This window comes from Spongisporangium articulatum (assembly GCF_044465595.1).
Taxonomy (GTDB): Bacteria; Actinomycetota; Actinomycetes; order Actinomycetales; family Kineosporiaceae; genus Spongisporangium; species Spongisporangium articulatum.
On sequence record NZ_JBITLV010000003.1, the window covers coordinates 65,637 to 80,589 of the forward strand.

Sequence of the window (14,953 nt, forward strand, 5' to 3'; positions counted from 1 at the left end):
CCGTCGAACTCGGGGAGAAGTGATGTCGGACGTCGAGCAGCCGCCACCCAGCGCGGCGCAGCCAGCACCGGTTCACCCGCTACGTCTCACGGGTCGGCTCGAGCAGCCACTCAGCCGCGGCCTCTGGCTCGTGAAATGGCTCTTGCTGATACCGCATCTCGTGATCCTGGCGTTTCTCTGGGTCGGCTTCGCGGTGGTCACCGTCGTCGCGTTCTTCGCGATCCTGTTCACGGGCCGGTACCCCCACACCCTCTTCGGTTTCAACCGGGGCGTGTTGCGGTGGAGCTGGCGGGTGTCGTACTACGGCTACTCCGCACTGGGCACCGATCGGTACCCGCCGTTCATCCTGGCCGACGTGCCGGACTACCCGGCCCGGCTCGAGCTGGAGTACCCGGCGCACCTGTCGCGTGGGCTCGTACTCGTCAAGTGGTGGCTGCTGGCCCTGCCTCATTACCTGCTGCTCGCCGCGATCAGCGGCGGCCTGGCCGTGGCCGCCGACCGCGACGGCCGATCGGTCACCGGCGGCGTGAGCCTGCTCGGCGTGACCGTGGCCATCGTGGGCGTCTCGCTGCTGTTCCGCGCCGGCCGTTACCCGCACGGCCTGTTCGACCTCCTCATGGGCGTGAACCGCTGGAGCACCCGGGTCTTCGTGTACGCCACCCTCATGTCGGACACCTACCCGCCCTTCCGACTGGACCAGGGCGGTGAGGAGCCCGGCGTCCCCGGCGCCCCGCCGGCGCCGAGCGGAGGGGACTCGACCGCCGCGCGACCGACGTCGGCCACGGGACACGTCGTGGCGCTGGTCCTCGGGGTCCTCCTGGTGCTCCCGGGGCTGGCCGTGGCCGGCGTCGGCGGGGCCGGACTGTGGCTCGACACCCAGCGGGACGACGCCGGTTTCGTGAGCACCGACACCACCTCCGTCGCCCGCCCGGCCCCCGTGGTGACGGTGGAGGGGGTACACCTAGACATCGATCGCGCGGCCGCCACCTGGCTGGACGAGAACGACCTGGGTCAGGTGCGGATCCGGATCGAGGACCGCTCCCCGCAGGCCCTGTTCGTCGGCATCGCGCCGCAGGCCGCCGTCGACGGGTGGCTCGCCGGCCGGGCGCATGACGAGATCACCGACTTCCGTTCCGGCTCATTGCGTTACGAGCGGCACGCCGGTCTGACCCCCGTGGCGGCACCCACGGCCCAGAGCTTCTGGAGCGCGTCGGTGACCGGGACCGGATCGCAGCAGCTGACCTGGCGCCCACGCACGGGCGACTGGACGCTGGTCATCGCCACGGCCGACGGCACGGGAGCCGTGAACGCCCGCGCGGCGGTGGGCGCCAAAATCCCGTCGTTGACCGGCGTCTCCTCCGGGCTCCTGGCCGGCGGGCTGATCGTCCTGCTTCTCGGTGTCGCCCTGATCGCCTGGGGCGCAGCCGGTATCGGGCGCGGCCACGCCGACGCGCAGCCGGCGCCGCCGTCCCCCACCCCGTCGTCCCCGGCCGCGGCCCGGCAGGAATCGATCGGGGTCGGCCCGTGAGCGCCGACCGGACCGTGCAGGCCGTCGACCCGGTCGACGCGGTCGCGATGGGCGTCGAGACCGACCTACCGACCGACGTGCCCCTGCTGTGCCGCGGACTCGGCAAGCGGTACGGCAGCATGCAGGCCCTCGACGGACTCGACCTGCGGATCGGGCCCGGCGACGTGGTCGGGTACCTCGGACCCAACGGGTCGGGGAAGACGACCACGCTGCGACTGCTCACCGGCGCCCTGAGGCCGTCGGAGGGCAGTGCCAGCCTCTTCGGGCACGACTGCTGGTCCGACCGCCGTCGCGCGCACGAACGACTCGGTTACGTGCCGTCGGAGCCGGACTACGACCCCCGCCTGACCGGGGCCGAACTGCTGAGCCTGTCCGGGCGCCTGCGCGGTCGGGACCGGGCCGCCGACCGCGAGGCCCGGAAACGGACCGTCCAGAGGCTCGGCATCGACACCGGGCGCCGGGTGGGCGAACTCTCCCGCGGCAACCGGCAGAAGCTCGCACTCGCCCTGGCCCTGTGGCACCGCCCCGACGTCCTGCTGCTCGACGAACCGAGCACCGGACTGGACCCTCTCGCGCAGGACGTGATGCACGACCTCGTGACCGGCGCCGCGGACGACGGCGCAGCGGTGCTGTTCTCGTCCCACGTGCTGAGCGAGGTCCAGCAGCTGGCCCGGCGCGTCGTGCTGCTCCATCACGGTCGCGTGATCGACCGGGCCGACATGGCGGAGCTGTGGCGTCGGACCCCGCACCGGCTGAAGGCGATCGTGGCGACCGCGGCGCAGGCCGTCGACCTGGCCGAGGCGCTGGGCCACACGCCCGGGGTGGGAGCCGTGGAGGTCGAGGACCGGACGGTGCGGTGCCGGTTCTCCAGCACGGTGATGAACGACGTGGTCCACACCCTGGCGGCGCGGCCGGTGCTGGACCTGAGCGTCGAGGACACGAGCCTCGACGAGTGGTTCGACGACGCGCTCGACGGTTTCACCCGGGCGCGGGCGCACGGCGGAGGTGGACGATGAGCACCCTGAGTCTGGACCCGGCGCACGGCCTCGCCCGGCTCAACGTCCGGCTGCACCTGCGCGGCCTGGTCCTGTGGGGGCTCGCGCTGGCCGCCCTCGACGTGCTGTACGCCGCACTTTGGCCGTCGATCAGCGGGAACTCTTCCTACGCAGACATTCTCGATCAGATGCCGAAGGCCTATCGGTCGATCATCGATGCCTCCGGCGGGATCGACCTGACGACAGCGGCCGGCTACCTGCAGGCCGAGACGTTCGCCCTGACCGCCCCGCTCCTCCTGATCGTCCAGGCGGTGGCCCTCGGGACCGGCCTGACCGTGGGCTGGGAACGTGGAACCCGGTTGGAGACCCTGCTGGCGGGGCCGCTCGGGCGGACCCGGTGGTACCTCGTGCAGGTGGCGACGGTCGTCGTGGGCACCGCCGGGCTGTGCGCCGCCACCCTCACGGTCCTGCTGGTCGTCCGGGACCCGTTCGAACTCGACGTCCCCGTAGGCCATCTCGTCGCGGCGTGCGTCCAGCTCGGCGCGCTGGCCACGTTCTTCGGTGCCCTCGCGATCGCCGCGGGCGCGGCGACGGGCCAGGCCGGCGCGGCCCGGGCGGTGTGCGGCGTGGTGGCCGTCCTGGGCTACCTGGTGAACGTCCTGGCCCCGATGGCCGACGCCCTCGAGCCGCTGCGCCCGCTGTCCCCGTTCCACTGGTACGCGCGTTCCCCGGCGGTCGTCAACGGCCTCGACTGGGCCGGGGCCGGGGTGCTCCTGGGCGCGGCGGCCGTTCTCGTCGCCGCGGGGGCGATCGTGCTGGAGCGTCGCGATCTTCACTCGTGAATCAGTGCGCCAGAGGGCATCAGAGGACTTGGAGGACACCATGGAGACCGGACCCACAAGCCACCAGGCACCGGTCGTCGTCGGCTACGGCGGGGTCGGGCCCGCCGACGCAGCCGTACGCTGGGCCGCGCGCGAGGCACGCAGCCGCGGGACGTGGCTGAAGATCCTGCACGCCGTGGAGTACGCGCTGGTGCCGGGGCCGCTCGGCTCGGTGCCCTACCGCGCCGACGTCTTCGAGCACACCACGTCGAAGGTGCTCGGCGAGGCCCGCCTGCTGGCCGCCGGCGCCGCGCCCGACGTCCAGTTCCACACCGAGGCGGTGAGCGAGGCGACGGTGCCCGCGTTGGTCGAAGCATCCCGCGAGGCGGAGCTTCTCGTGCTGGGGACCCACGGGTACGGCGAGCTCGGCGCCCTGGCGCTCGGCTCCACCGTCTACCCCGTGACGTCGCACGCCGCCTGCCCCGTGGTCGTCGTGCGCGGTGACTCGGAGCGGCGGCCGGGCCTCGACGGCCCGGTCATGGTCGCCGTGGACGGATCGCCGGGGGCCCTCGTGGCGCTCCGCTTCGCCGCGGAGGCCGCGCTCCGCGCGGGAGCCAGCCTCACCGTGATGACCGTGTACCCGATGCCCCGCTATCCCGGCTGGACCGACTCGCTGTTCGACGCCGAGTCCCCGTGGATCTTCGACGAGGGCGTCCGCAAGGAGGCGCAGGAACTCGTCCGGCGGGCCGCCGACACCGCACGCGCCGAGCACCCCGACCTGACCGTCGGCGAGATGGTGGCGTGCGGCCACTCGGGCGCCACGATCGCGCACTGCGCGCAGGGTTTCGGCCTCCTGGTCGTCGGGACCCGCGGGCACGGGACGTTCAGCGGGCTGATCCTCGGCTCGGTGAGCCACTCCCTTCTGCACCGGGCGCCCTGCCCGGTGGCCGTCGTCCGCTGAACCGTGCCGGAGGTGGAGATGCACGAGGTCGAACACCTGGGGACGGCGGAGTGCTGGCGACTCGTGCGCGAGGCCCCCTACGGGCGGCTCGTGCTGTGGGTCGACGAGCGTCCCCACGTCCTGCCCGTCAACCATGTCGTCGACCACGGCTCCCTGGTGTTCCGTACGGCACCGGACTCCCTGGTCGCGGCGGCCACGGCCGCGGGCGTCGTCGCGTTCCAGGTGGACGGCTACACCCGCGACGTGGACCGGGCGTGGAGCGTGACCGTCAAGGGACGCTGCATTCAGGTCCGCAATCTGCACGAACTGGTCGCCGGCGCCGGGCTGCCGATCTTCCCGTGGCAGGCCGGCCCCAAGAACCTGCTGATCCGGCTCGAGCCGGACGAGGTCCACGGCCGCCGGTTCACCCGCGCCGCCCCCACGGCCTCGGCGTCGCCCCTGCACAGGACGTGGCCGAGCGGACTGGAGTAGGACGCCGCACCGGCGGCGGCCCCGGGTGCGCGCCCGGATGCCGCCGCCGTCCCCTCCGCGTGGCCGCTCGGGAGCCCGTCCGCTCAGGAGTCCGTCAGAGCCACCTGCGCCGACCGGGCGTGCGCCTTCTCGGTCGCGGCCCCGGGGTGGCTGGGCACGACGACCACCGGGCACACGGCGTGCCGTGCGCAGTACTGGCCGACCGAGCCCAGCATCACCGCGCGGAAAGGCCCCAGACCCCGGCTGCCGACCACCAGCAACCGCGCGTTGCGCGCTGCCTGGACCAGCAGAACCCCGGCGTCGCCGCGCATCAGCCGGGCGGAGATCTCCGTCTCCGGTCGGCCGGCCCGGACCCGGGCCACGGCGGCGTCCTGCCGTTCCCGGGCCTCCGCCTCCAGACCGTCGAGGCTGACCGCGCCCTCCAGGACGGTCAGAGGTGACAGCTCGGCCGGCACCTCCCAGGTGGTGATCACCTCCACCGTGTCACCGGTGCGAGCCGCCTCGTCGAGGGCGAATCGCAGGGCGTCGTCGCCGTGCTCGCCGCCGTCCAGGCCGACGACGATGATCCCCGGCGTCGCACCGCTTCTGGTCGTACTCATCATCTCTCCTCGGGGTGGGTCGACCGCGCCCTCAGGCGCGGGTGTGGAAGGTGCGCGAGACGACGTCCCGCTGCTGCTCGGGGGTGAGCTTCACGAAGTTCACGGCGTAGCCCGACACCCGGATGGTCAGGTCCGGGTACCGCTCGGGATGGGACATGGCGTCCAGCAACGTCTCCCGGCGCAGGACGTTCACGTTGAGGTGGAAGCCGCGGAACCGGACGAACTCGTCGAGGATGTTCACCAGGTTGTCCACGCGCTCCTCCGGCGTGCGGCCCAGCGCGGTCGGCACCACGGAGGTCGTCAGGGAGATGCCGTCGCGGGCGTCGTCGTAGTCGATCGCGGCGACGCTGCGGGCCGCCGGGATCAACCCGTGGGTGTCGCGCCCGTTCATCGGGTTGGCCCCCGGCGCGAAGGGTTCGCCCGCCCGGCGGCCGTCGGGGGTGTTGCCCGTCGCGTTCCCGTACACCACGTTCGACGTGATGGTCAGGACGGACAGGGTGGGCTCGGCGTCCCGGTAGGTGGGCTGCCGGCGCAGCCGGGTGACGAACTCGTGCACGAGCCGGGCGGCGAGCTCGTCGACTTCCGGGTCGTCGTTGCCGAACGTCGGGAACGCGCCGTCCACCTCGTAGTCGACGACCAGCCCCGTGGCGTCCCGCACCGGCCGGACCCGGGCCGACCGGATTGCCGACAGCGAGTCGACGACGACCGACAACCCCGCGATCCCGCAGGCCATCGTCCGCTCCACGGGGTGGTCGTGCAGGGCCATCTGGATGCGCTCGTAGGCGTACTTGTCGTGCATCTGGTGGATGACGTTCAGCGCCTCGACGTAGGTCTCGGCCAGCCAGTCGAGCATCGGCAGCAGGCGGTCGACGACCTCGTCGTACTCGAGGACCTCCCCCGTGACCGGCGGCGCCGCGGGCCCGACCTGCTCGCCGGTCAGCTCGTCACGGCCCCCGTTGATCGCGTAGAGCAACGCCTTCGCGAGGTTGGCCCGCGCCCCGAAGAACTGCATGCTGCGGCCCACCGGGGTGGCGGAGACGCAGCACGCGATGGCGGTGTCGTCGCCGTAGCGCGGGCGCAGGAGTTCGTCGCTGATGTACTGGATCGCGCTGGTGTCGATCGAGACCCGGGCGCAGAAGCGCCGGAAGGGGGCCGGCAGGTCGGGAGACCACAGCACCGTGAGGTTGGGCTCGGGCGCGGGGCCGAGGTTGTAGAGCGTCTGCAGGAACCGGTACGAACTGCGCGTCACCAACGGCGTGCCGTCCAGCGCGAGGCCACCGATGCTCTCGGTCACCCACGTCGGGTCTCCGGAGAACAGCGCGTCGTACTCGGGGGTGCGCAGGAACCGGACCATCCGCAGCTTCAGCACGAGGTCGTCGACCAGCTCCTGGGCCCGCTCCTCGGTGATCCGGCCCGCGTCGAGATCCCGCTGCAGGTAGACGTCGAGGAAGGTCGACGTCCGCCCCAGCGACATGGCGGCGCCGTTCTGCTCCTTCACCGCCGCCAGGTAGGCCAGGTACAGCCACTGGACGGCCTCCTGAGCGGTGGCGGCCGGGCGGCGCACGTCGAACCCGTACTCAGCCGCCATCTCGACCAGTTCGTCGAGGGCGCGGACCTGTTCGGCGAGCTCCTCCCGATCACGCACGACGTCCGGCGTGGACGCCTGCTCGTCGAGGGCCCGGCGCTCGGCCGCCTTCGCCGCCCGCAGCGCGTCGACACCGTACAGCGCCACCCGGCGGTAGTCGCCGATGATGCGCCCGCGGCCGTAGGCGTCAGGGAGACCGGTGAGGATGCCGGACCGGCGGGCGGCCCGGATCCGCGGCGTGTAGGCGTCGAAGACACCGTCGTTGTGGGTCTTGCGGTACCGGGTGAAGATCTCGACCACCCGGGGGTCCGGCTCGAAACCATATGCTCGCAGAGACGTTTCGACCATACGCAGGCCTCCACGCGGCATGATCGCCCGTTGCAACGGGGCGTCGGTCTGCAAGCCGACGATCAACTCGTCCCCGCGCAGCAGGTACCCCGGCCGGTGCGAGGTGATACTCGAGGGCGTCGCGGTGTCGACGTCGAGGACGCCGTGTTCCTGCTCGTCCGCCCGCAGGCGCCGGTAGGCGTCGTGGACCCGTTCGGTGCGCTTCGTGGGCCCTACGAGGAACGTGGGCTCACCCGTGTACGGCGTGACGTTGCGCCGGATGAAGTCGGCCACGTCGATGCCGTCGCACCACGGTCCGGGGCGGAAGCCGGCCCACCCTGCGTCGCCGGTCCCGGGCCACTCGGGCGCCGGTCCGGGACCCGGCCGGCTCGCGACGGCGGTCATGACTGGGCCGCCGCTTCCGCCTCAGGCGCCTCAGGCGCCTCAGCCGTCTCGAGCGGTTCGGTCTCGGTGCCGAGCCGCGGTTCGTCCAGCACGTCGGCGTAGATCTCGACGAGGTCCAGCAACCGGTTGGTGTAACCCCACTCGTTGTCGTACCAACCGAAGACCTTGACCAAGTCCCCGTCGACCTGGGTCAGGGCGCTGTCGACGATGCACGAGACGCTGTCCCCGATCACGTCCCGGGAGACCAGGGGGTCGTGGCTGCAGCGCAGGATCCCCGACAGCCTCAGGTGCGCCGCCTGCTCGAACGCCTCGTTCACCTCGCGTACCGACACGTCTCGTTCGAGCTGCACGGTCAGGTCGGTGATCGACCCGTTCTCGACCGGCACCCGGACGGCGACGCCGCCCAGCCGACCGGCGAGGGCCGGGATCACCTCCCCGACCGCCTTCGCCGCGCCCGTGCTGGTCGGGATCATGTTCACGGCGGCGGACCGGGCGCGGCGCGGGTCCTTGTGCGGGCCGTCGAGCAGGGACTGGTCGTTCGTGTAGGCGTGCACGGTGGTCAGGAACCCGTGCCGGACACCGAACCCCCGGTGCAGCACGTCGATCATGGGGGCCACGCAGTTGGTCGTACACGACGCCGCCGAGACGATCTCGCAGCGCGGGTCGACACCCAGGTCGTCGCTCACCCCGAGCACGACGGTGGCATCGACCCCCTTGCCGGGGGCGGAGATCAGCACCTTGTCGGCACCGGCCTGCAGGTGCGCGGCGGCCGCCGCTCGGGTGCGGAACCGCCCGGTGGACTCGATCACCAGGTCGACGTCCAGCTCCGTCCACGGCAGGCGGGCGGGGTCGCGTTCGGCGGAGACCGGGATGCGGTGCCCGGCCACCGACAGACCGCCGTCGACGACGTCCACCTCGGCGGGCGGCCGCCCGAAGGTCGAGTCCCACCGCAGCAGTTCGGCCAGAGCCGGTACCGGCCACAGGTCGTTGACGGCCACGATCTCGACGCCGTCCTCCAGCAGTCCGCGGTGGAGACCGGCCCGCAGGACGTTGCGACCGATGCGCCCGAACCCGTTGATCGCCACTCGGTAGGTCATGAGCTCCGCCCTCCGGCCGTCGTCCTACCGGGAGCCTCCCCGCCGCAGTGGCGGCCGACCAGGGACCAAGGGCCCGGGTTCGCGGGCCTCCCGCCGATCAGCCGTCGGTCACCAGCACCGCCGCGCCGGCGTAGGCCCCGGCGTCCAGGTCGCGCAGCGTCTCGGCCGCCGCGGACATCGGGCGGGTGAGGACTCTCGGCCGGACGTCGAGCGCGGCGGCGAGCCGTAGGAACTCCTCGCCGTCGGCGCGGGTGTTCGCCGTCACGCTGCGGACCTCCTTCTCGTAGAAGAGCTCCCGCTCGTAGTTGAGGACCGGTACGTCGCTGAGGTGGATGCCGGCCAGGCTCAGGACGCCGCCGCGGTCCAGCGCCCGCAACGCCACCGGCACGAGTTCCCCGGCCGGCGCGAACACGATCGCGCTGTCGAGCGGTTCCGGCGGGACGGCGTACGCGTCGCCCGCGGAGGCCGCACCGAGCTGGAGGGCCAGTTCGCGCGCGGCGCCGCCCCGGGTGCACACGTGCACGGTCGCCCCCTGGGCGAGCGCCACCTGGGCCACGACGTGCGCCGAGGCACCGAACCCGTAGATGCCCAACCGCCCGCCCGGCGGGAGCTCGGCGCGTTTCAGGGCCCGGTAGCCCACGATGCCGGCACACAGCAGCGGGGCGGCGGTCACGTCGTCCAGCTCCGCCGGGAGCCGATAGGCGAAGGCCTCGGGCACGACTGCGTACTCGCCGAAACCCCCGTCGGCGTCCCAACCGGTGAACACAGCTGCCGCACAGAGGTTCTCGCGCCCGCTCCGGCACCAGCGGCACCGGCCGCAGGTGCCGCGCAACCAGGCGATGCCGAGCCGGTCACCCATCGCGAACCGCGTGGCCCCCGGCCCCACCGCGTCGACGATCCCGACCACCTCGTGACCGGGGACCGTGCGTGGCCGGCGCGGTGCGAGATCGCCCTGGACGAGGTGCAGATCGGTGCGGCAGACACCGCAGGCCAGTACCCGTACCCTTACCTCGCCCGGGCCGGGAGCCGGCTCCGGCAGGTCCACCGGCTCCAGAGCCTCGACCCCGCCGGCCCGGGCCGCGCCGGGGCGCGACCTGTCCACCACCCATGCCTTCATGTCTCGAGTCTCACCCGCGCGCCGACCGGCGGCCAGGCGCCGGCGGTACCGGGCGCCCGGGTCTTTGGTCCCCTGGGGGAGGACACCATGCCCCTGGTGCGTCGCCGGGCCCGCCCCGAGCGTTGACTCACGCTTTCGGCCGCGACCGCGGGCATCCCCGGAGGTGTGGAGGCGAGGTGCGCGATGACCGCGTCTGACGACATCGGCTTCGAGGCCCGTCTGGCCGTCAGCCAGGAACTGCTGGCGGCGGCCTTCGAGCAGTCGCCGACGGGGATGGTCCTGCTGCGCCAGGACGGCGGCCCACCCGTCGTCGTCCAGGCCAACGCGGCGCTGGAGTCGACGCTCGGGCGGCCCGTGCAGAGCCTGCCGTCCGAGGACCTGCGACGGTTGGCGGGGTCGTTGAAAGACCCGTTCCCGTACCGGCATCCGGATGGGCGCGTCCGCTGGCTGCGGACCTGGCACGCTGTGTTGGACGTGCCCCGGGACACGGGCCGCGACGTCCTCGTCCTCGTCCACGTCCTGGACGCGACGGCCGACCACGAGGCCCAGCGCATGCGCGGGCAACGCGCCGCCACCGCGGAGTCGGCGGCCCGGCTGGCCACCAGTGTGCTGTCGGGCGGGGACACCGCCGAGGTCTACCGGACCCTGGTCGACGATGTGGCGGCCACGTTCGAGGCGGTGGACGTCTTCGTGGGGCTGCCCGTGCCCGACGACGGTCTGCTCGTGCCGCTCGCGGTGGCCGGCCCGTGGTCGGCCGGGTCGGGTTCGCGACACGTCGGCCACGACCGGGTCCGGCGGCTGTTGGACGCGGACCGGTTGCGCGAGCAGGAACTGATGGACTTCGCATCCAGGCGGCCGCCGGCCGAGACCGTCGCGGTGTGGCTCAGCGAGCATCCGCGCACGCACGGAGTGCTGCTGGTGACGCGCGAGGTCGCGCAGCCTCTGGCCACGGACGAGGTGGACGTCCTGTCGGGACTGGCCCGGCAGGCGGGACTCGCGGTGGAACTGGGTGACGCGCTGGTCGACCAGGAGCAACTCGCGGTGCTGCAGGAGCGGCACCGCATCGCCCGGGACCTGAACGACACCGTGATGCAGGACCTGATCGCCCTGAGCTACGAGCTGTCGGCGCAGCCGGCGAGCGATGACCTGCGGGGGCGCCTCGACCGCGTCCTCGGGGTCGTGGAGGCCAGCGTGCTGAAACTGCGCGACATCGTGATCCGGCTGAGCCAGCCGGTCTCCGCCAGGACTCCATGACCAAGGTCCCGGAAGCCGGGCACTAGGCCACTGTGACGAGCCGCCCGGGCCGGGTGGAATCGGACCATGAGAACCGGCCACCTGCTCGAGCGAGCTCGCGGCGCACTGCGGGTGCACTACGCCGTCGGGCGAAACCCGTTGCGCCGCAGCAGCGACCGGGTCGAGGCGGCCGTGCTGCTGATGCTCACCGTACTCGGCCTGGTCGCGGTGGTGCTGGCGCTGATGGTGGCCATGCTGGCCTTCCGCCAACTGGGCGCCCGCGCCGACTCGCAACGCGCCGCGCTGCACCGGGTGGACGCCACGGTCATCGCCAACCCGTCCACGGCCCAGTGGGCGCGCGACCGGGTGCTCACCTGGATCGACGCCTCGGGCCGTCGCCGCACGTACGACGCCTGGGTGCCCGGCGACACCCGGATCGGTGACCACCTCACCGTCTGGCTCGACGCCACCGGTGAGCCGGCCGTGACGCCGCAGAGCGCGGGCGACGTGGCCGTCACCGCGACCGCCGCCGGGCTCGGGGTCGCGGCCCTGGCGCTGGGCGCACTGGTGCTGGCGGCTCGGGCCACGAACCGCTTCCTGGACCGGGGCCGGCACCGCGCGCTCGACGCGGAGTGGCGCCGCTTCAACCGCGCCCCGTCCTCCCACCGACCCCCGGAGCAGTCATGACCACGACAGCAACCTCCCGGACCGCACCCACCGCAGAGCTGGTCCGCACCTTCGCCGAGCTCGGGGTGCACGACACCTCGGTCGCGGGCGGCAAGGGCGCCAACCTCGGTGAACTCACGCGGGCGGGTTTCCCCGTGCCGCCCGGGTTCGTCGTCACCGCGGGCGCCTACCTGCGCACCCTCGACGAGGCGGGGATCCGGCGTGGTCTGCTGGACGACGCCGCCGCCCCACCGCTGGACGACCCCGCCGCGCTCGACGCCCTGGCCCGGGGCCTCCAGGCCCGCATCCGGGCGGTCGCGCTGCCGTCGGACCTCGAGGCGGCCGTCCTCGCCCAGTACCGGGAGCTGGGCGCGCCCGACGTCGCCGTCCGGTCCTCGGCCACCGGTGAGGACACCGGCGGGACGTCGTTCGCCGGCATGAACGAGACGTTCACCGACGTCCGCGGCGAGGCCGCCCTGCTGGCCATGCTGCGCGAGTGCTGGGCGTCGGCCTACGGGGCCCGGGTGATCGCGTACCGCGCGAGCCAGGGGGTCGCCGACGAACCCGCCGTGGCCGTCGTCGTCCAGCGGATGGTCCACTCCGAACGGTCGGGCGTGATGTTCTCGGCCGACCCGGCGACCGGTGACCGGGGCCACGTGGTCGTCGAGGGCGCCTTCGGCCTGGGCGAGGTCGTGGTCGGCGGTCAACTCGTCCCGGACACCTACGTTCTCGACAAGTCCGGGCCCCGGCTCCTCGAGGTCCGGATCGGGTACAAGACGCACCGCATCGTCGCGGGTCCCAGCGGCGCCGACGTGCGTGAGGAGCTCGACCCCGACACCGCCACCCGCCGTGTCCTGAGCGACGAGGAGGCCGTCGACCTGGCCCGGCTCGCCCTGCGCGTCGAGCAGCACTACGGCGCGCCGCAGGACATGGAGTGGGCGATCGAGGGCGGGCGCACCTACCTGGTCCAGTCCCGGCCGATCACCACGTTGGACGGGCGGCCCGAGACCCCGGCCGAGGCCGCCCCGCGTTACCGCCTGGTCGCCGGGCAGGGCGCCTCCCCGGGCACCGCGTCCGGTCGGGTGCGGGTGCTCACGTCCCTGGAACAGGCCGTGCGCTTCCAGGACGGCGAGATCCTCGTCGCCCCCATGACCTCTCCCGACTGGCTGCCGATCATGCGACGGGCCGCCGCGCTGGTCACCGACGGGGGAGGCAGCACGTGCCACGCCGCCATCGTCAGCCGCGAACTCGGCGTGCCCTGCGTGGTCGGGACCCGCACCGCCACTCACGTCCTGCACGACGGTCAGGAGGTCACCGTCGACGGGCGCCGCGGCTTCGTCGAGGCCGGGCGGGCACCGGTCGCCCCGGCGTCGGCCACGGTCGCCGCGGTCGCCGCGGGGACGCCGGACGCCGGACGGACGGGCGAGCCCGCGGTCCAGGCCACGGCCACCCGGTTGTATGTGAACCTGGCGATGGCCGACCACGCCGAGGAGGTGGCCGCCCAGCCCGTGGACGGCGTGGGGCTGGTGCGGGCCGAGTTCATGCTGACGGACGCCCTGGGCGGACGGCACCCGAAGCAGCTGCTGGCCGACGGGCACGGCGACGAGTTCGTGGAACGCCTGGCGGCGCAGCTGCTGCGGATCACCCGACCGTTCGCGCCGCGGCCCGTCGTCTACCGCACGACCGACTTCCGCAGCAACGAGTTCCGTGGCCTGGCCGGTGGCGAGGCCTACGAACCGGCCGAGGCCAATCCGATGATCGGCTACCGCGGCTGCTACCGCTACGTGCGCGACCCGGAGGTCTTCCAGCTGGAGCTGGCCGCCCTCGCGCGCGTGCACGAGGAGACGCCGAACCTCCAGCTGATGATCCCGTTCGTGCGCACCCGCTGGGAGCTGGAGGCGTGCCTGGCGCTGATCGACGCCAGCCCCCTGGGACGCCGTCGCGGCCTCAAGCGGTGGGTGATGGCGGAGGTGCCGTCGGTGGCCTACTGGCTGCCGACGTACGCCGCCCTGGGCATCGACGGCGTCTCGATCGGTTCCAACGACCTCACCCAGTTGGTGCTCGGGGTCGACCGTGACTCCGAGACGTGCCAGGAACTCTTCGACACCGCCGATCCCGCGGTGCTCGACACGATCAGCCGGATCATCCACGCCTGCCACGACCACGGGCTGACCTCGTCGCTGTGCGGCCAGGCGCCGTCGAACGACCCCCGTTTCGCGGAATTCCTCGTCCGGGAAGGCATCACGTCGATCTCGGTGAACCCGGACGCGGTGCCCGCGACCCGGCGCGCGATCGCCGCCGCCGAACGCGCCGTCCTCCTGGAGGCGGCCCGGGCCGGGAGCCGGCCGTGAGCACCGACCGGGCCGACCGGGCCGACCCAGCCGGCGGGGCCGCCGCCCGGCGCGGCGGGTACGTCGTCGGCGCGCTGATCAACGCGGTCCTGCTGTACCTCGTGGAGGTGAACCCGGGCTGGGACGCCGTCCCGTTCCTCACCGCCGACACGGAGCGGGTCATCGGCTGGGTCGACGCCGGCCTCGTGGCGGGCGTCGTGACCAACCTGCTGTGGATCGCGCACGACGGACGCCGGTTCAAGGCCCTGTGCGGGCTGGTCACCTCCGTCATCGGGGCAATGGGCTCGGCGCGCATCCTCGCGGTCTTCCCGTTCGACCTCGACCAGCCGTGGAGAGGCGTGGTCGTCGTCCTGCTGGTGATCGGCGTCGCGGGTTCGGCGATCGGTTTCCTGACGAGCCTCGGCCAGCTGGTCTCCCCCGGTCGGCACCCCCAAACCATTGACTCACACCATCTCTCGGAAGGTACGACCATGAGCGACGAAGCCCCCACGCCGACCCCCGAGTCGCCCGAGGACCAGCTCCGCCGGGCCGCCCTGGCCCGGTTGAAGAAGAAGCGTGACTTCCAGGGCCACCTCCTGGCCTACGTGATGGTGAACGCCCTGCTGATCGTCATCTGGGCCACCGCGACCCCCCACACCTTCTTCTGGCCCGTCTTCCCGCTCTTCGGCTGGGGTATCGGGGTGGCCTTCAACGCCTGGGACGTCTACTCACCCGGCCCGTCCGAGGCCCAGGTCCAGGCCGAGATGGCCCGGATCGCCCGGCGCTGAGTCGCGGCCGGAGACGGAGAGGTGTCGACG

The 14,953-nt window shown here is 73.0% G+C and carries 13 protein-coding genes; 9 read left to right on the forward strand and 4 right to left on the reverse strand.

The features are described 5' to 3' along the window. Positions 1-22 precede the first annotated feature (22 nt). Genes ACIB24_RS09980 through ACIB24_RS10000 form a run of 5 tightly spaced genes read left to right on the forward strand, consistent with a single transcriptional unit; the run spans position 23 to position 4,776 of the window. The gene (locus ACIB24_RS09980) at positions 23-1,528 is read left to right on the forward strand and encodes a DUF4389 domain-containing protein (RefSeq protein WP_398278992.1); all 1,506 of its coding nucleotides are present in this window, start codon (positions 23-25) and stop codon (positions 1,526-1,528) included. Then, on the forward strand, positions 1,525-2,544 hold the full coding sequence (locus ACIB24_RS09985; protein WP_398278995.1) for an ABC transporter ATP-binding protein: 1,020 nt from the start codon (positions 1,525-1,527) through the stop codon (positions 2,542-2,544). Before ACIB24_RS09980 ends, ACIB24_RS09985 begins: the two co-directional genes overlap by 4 nt. Then, positions 2,541-3,365 (forward strand): ABC transporter permease subunit, encoded by an 825-nt coding sequence (locus ACIB24_RS09990; RefSeq protein ID WP_398278998.1) that lies wholly within the window; start codon positions 2,541-2,543, stop codon positions 3,363-3,365. Before ACIB24_RS09985 ends, ACIB24_RS09990 begins: the two co-directional genes overlap by 4 nt. 40 nt (positions 3,366-3,405) lie before the next feature. Further along, positions 3,406-4,305, forward strand: a complete 900-nt coding sequence (locus tag ACIB24_RS09995; protein ID WP_398279001.1) for a universal stress protein — start codon at positions 3,406-3,408, stop codon at positions 4,303-4,305. A gap of 18 nt (positions 4,306-4,323) precedes the next feature. Next, entirely contained in the window at positions 4,324-4,776 is a 453-nt protein-coding gene (locus ACIB24_RS10000) for a pyridoxamine 5'-phosphate oxidase family protein (RefSeq protein WP_398280394.1), read from the forward strand. An 83-nt stretch (positions 4,777-4,859) separates the two neighbouring features. Here ACIB24_RS10000 and ACIB24_RS10005 read toward each other — a convergent pair whose 3' ends face one another. The 4 genes from ACIB24_RS10005 to ACIB24_RS10020 all read right to left on the reverse strand — a co-directional run bounded on the left by ACIB24_RS10005 (position 4,860) and on the right by ACIB24_RS10020 (position 9,906). Next, entirely contained in the window at positions 4,860-5,375 is a 516-nt protein-coding gene (locus tag ACIB24_RS10005) for a universal stress protein (protein ID WP_398279004.1), read from the reverse strand. A 31-nt stretch (positions 5,376-5,406) separates the two neighbouring features. Continuing rightward, the gene (pflB, locus tag ACIB24_RS10010) at positions 5,407-7,692 is read right to left on the reverse strand and encodes a formate C-acetyltransferase (RefSeq protein WP_398279007.1); all 2,286 of its coding nucleotides are present in this window, start codon (positions 7,690-7,692) and stop codon (positions 5,407-5,409) included. Further along, positions 7,689-8,789 (reverse strand): type I glyceraldehyde-3-phosphate dehydrogenase, encoded by a 1,101-nt coding sequence (gap, locus tag ACIB24_RS10015; protein WP_398279010.1) that lies wholly within the window; start codon positions 8,787-8,789, stop codon positions 7,689-7,691. Before gap ends, pflB begins: the two co-directional genes overlap by 4 nt. A gap of 97 nt (positions 8,790-8,886) precedes the next feature. Then, entirely contained in the window at positions 8,887-9,906 is a 1,020-nt protein-coding gene (locus ACIB24_RS10020) for a zinc-dependent alcohol dehydrogenase family protein (protein ID WP_398279013.1), read from the reverse strand. 183 nt (positions 9,907-10,089) lie between these two features. Here ACIB24_RS10020 and ACIB24_RS10025 point away from each other — a divergent pair, with 183 nt between their 5' ends. From ACIB24_RS10025 to ACIB24_RS10040, 4 genes are all read left to right on the forward strand, one after another. Further along, positions 10,090-11,160: a histidine kinase gene (locus ACIB24_RS10025; protein ID WP_398279016.1), complete on the forward strand. Its 1,071-nt coding sequence runs from the start codon at positions 10,090-10,092 to the stop codon at positions 11,158-11,160. Positions 11,161-11,226: 66 nt separating this feature from the next. Continuing rightward, a complete protein-coding gene (locus ACIB24_RS10030; protein ID WP_398279019.1) occupies positions 11,227-11,826 on the forward strand; it encodes an Rv1733c family protein in 600 nt (199 codons plus the stop codon). Next, positions 11,823-14,156 (forward strand): phosphoenolpyruvate synthase, encoded by a 2,334-nt coding sequence (ppsA, locus tag ACIB24_RS10035; protein WP_398279022.1) that lies wholly within the window; start codon positions 11,823-11,825, stop codon positions 14,154-14,156. The genes ACIB24_RS10030 and ppsA overlap by 4 nt, the downstream gene beginning before the upstream one ends. Then, positions 14,153-14,923 (forward strand): 2TM domain-containing protein, encoded by a 771-nt coding sequence (locus ACIB24_RS10040; protein WP_398279025.1) that lies wholly within the window; start codon positions 14,153-14,155, stop codon positions 14,921-14,923. The genes ppsA and ACIB24_RS10040 overlap by 4 nt, the downstream gene beginning before the upstream one ends. The last annotated feature ends 30 nt before the right edge of the window (positions 14,924-14,953 follow it).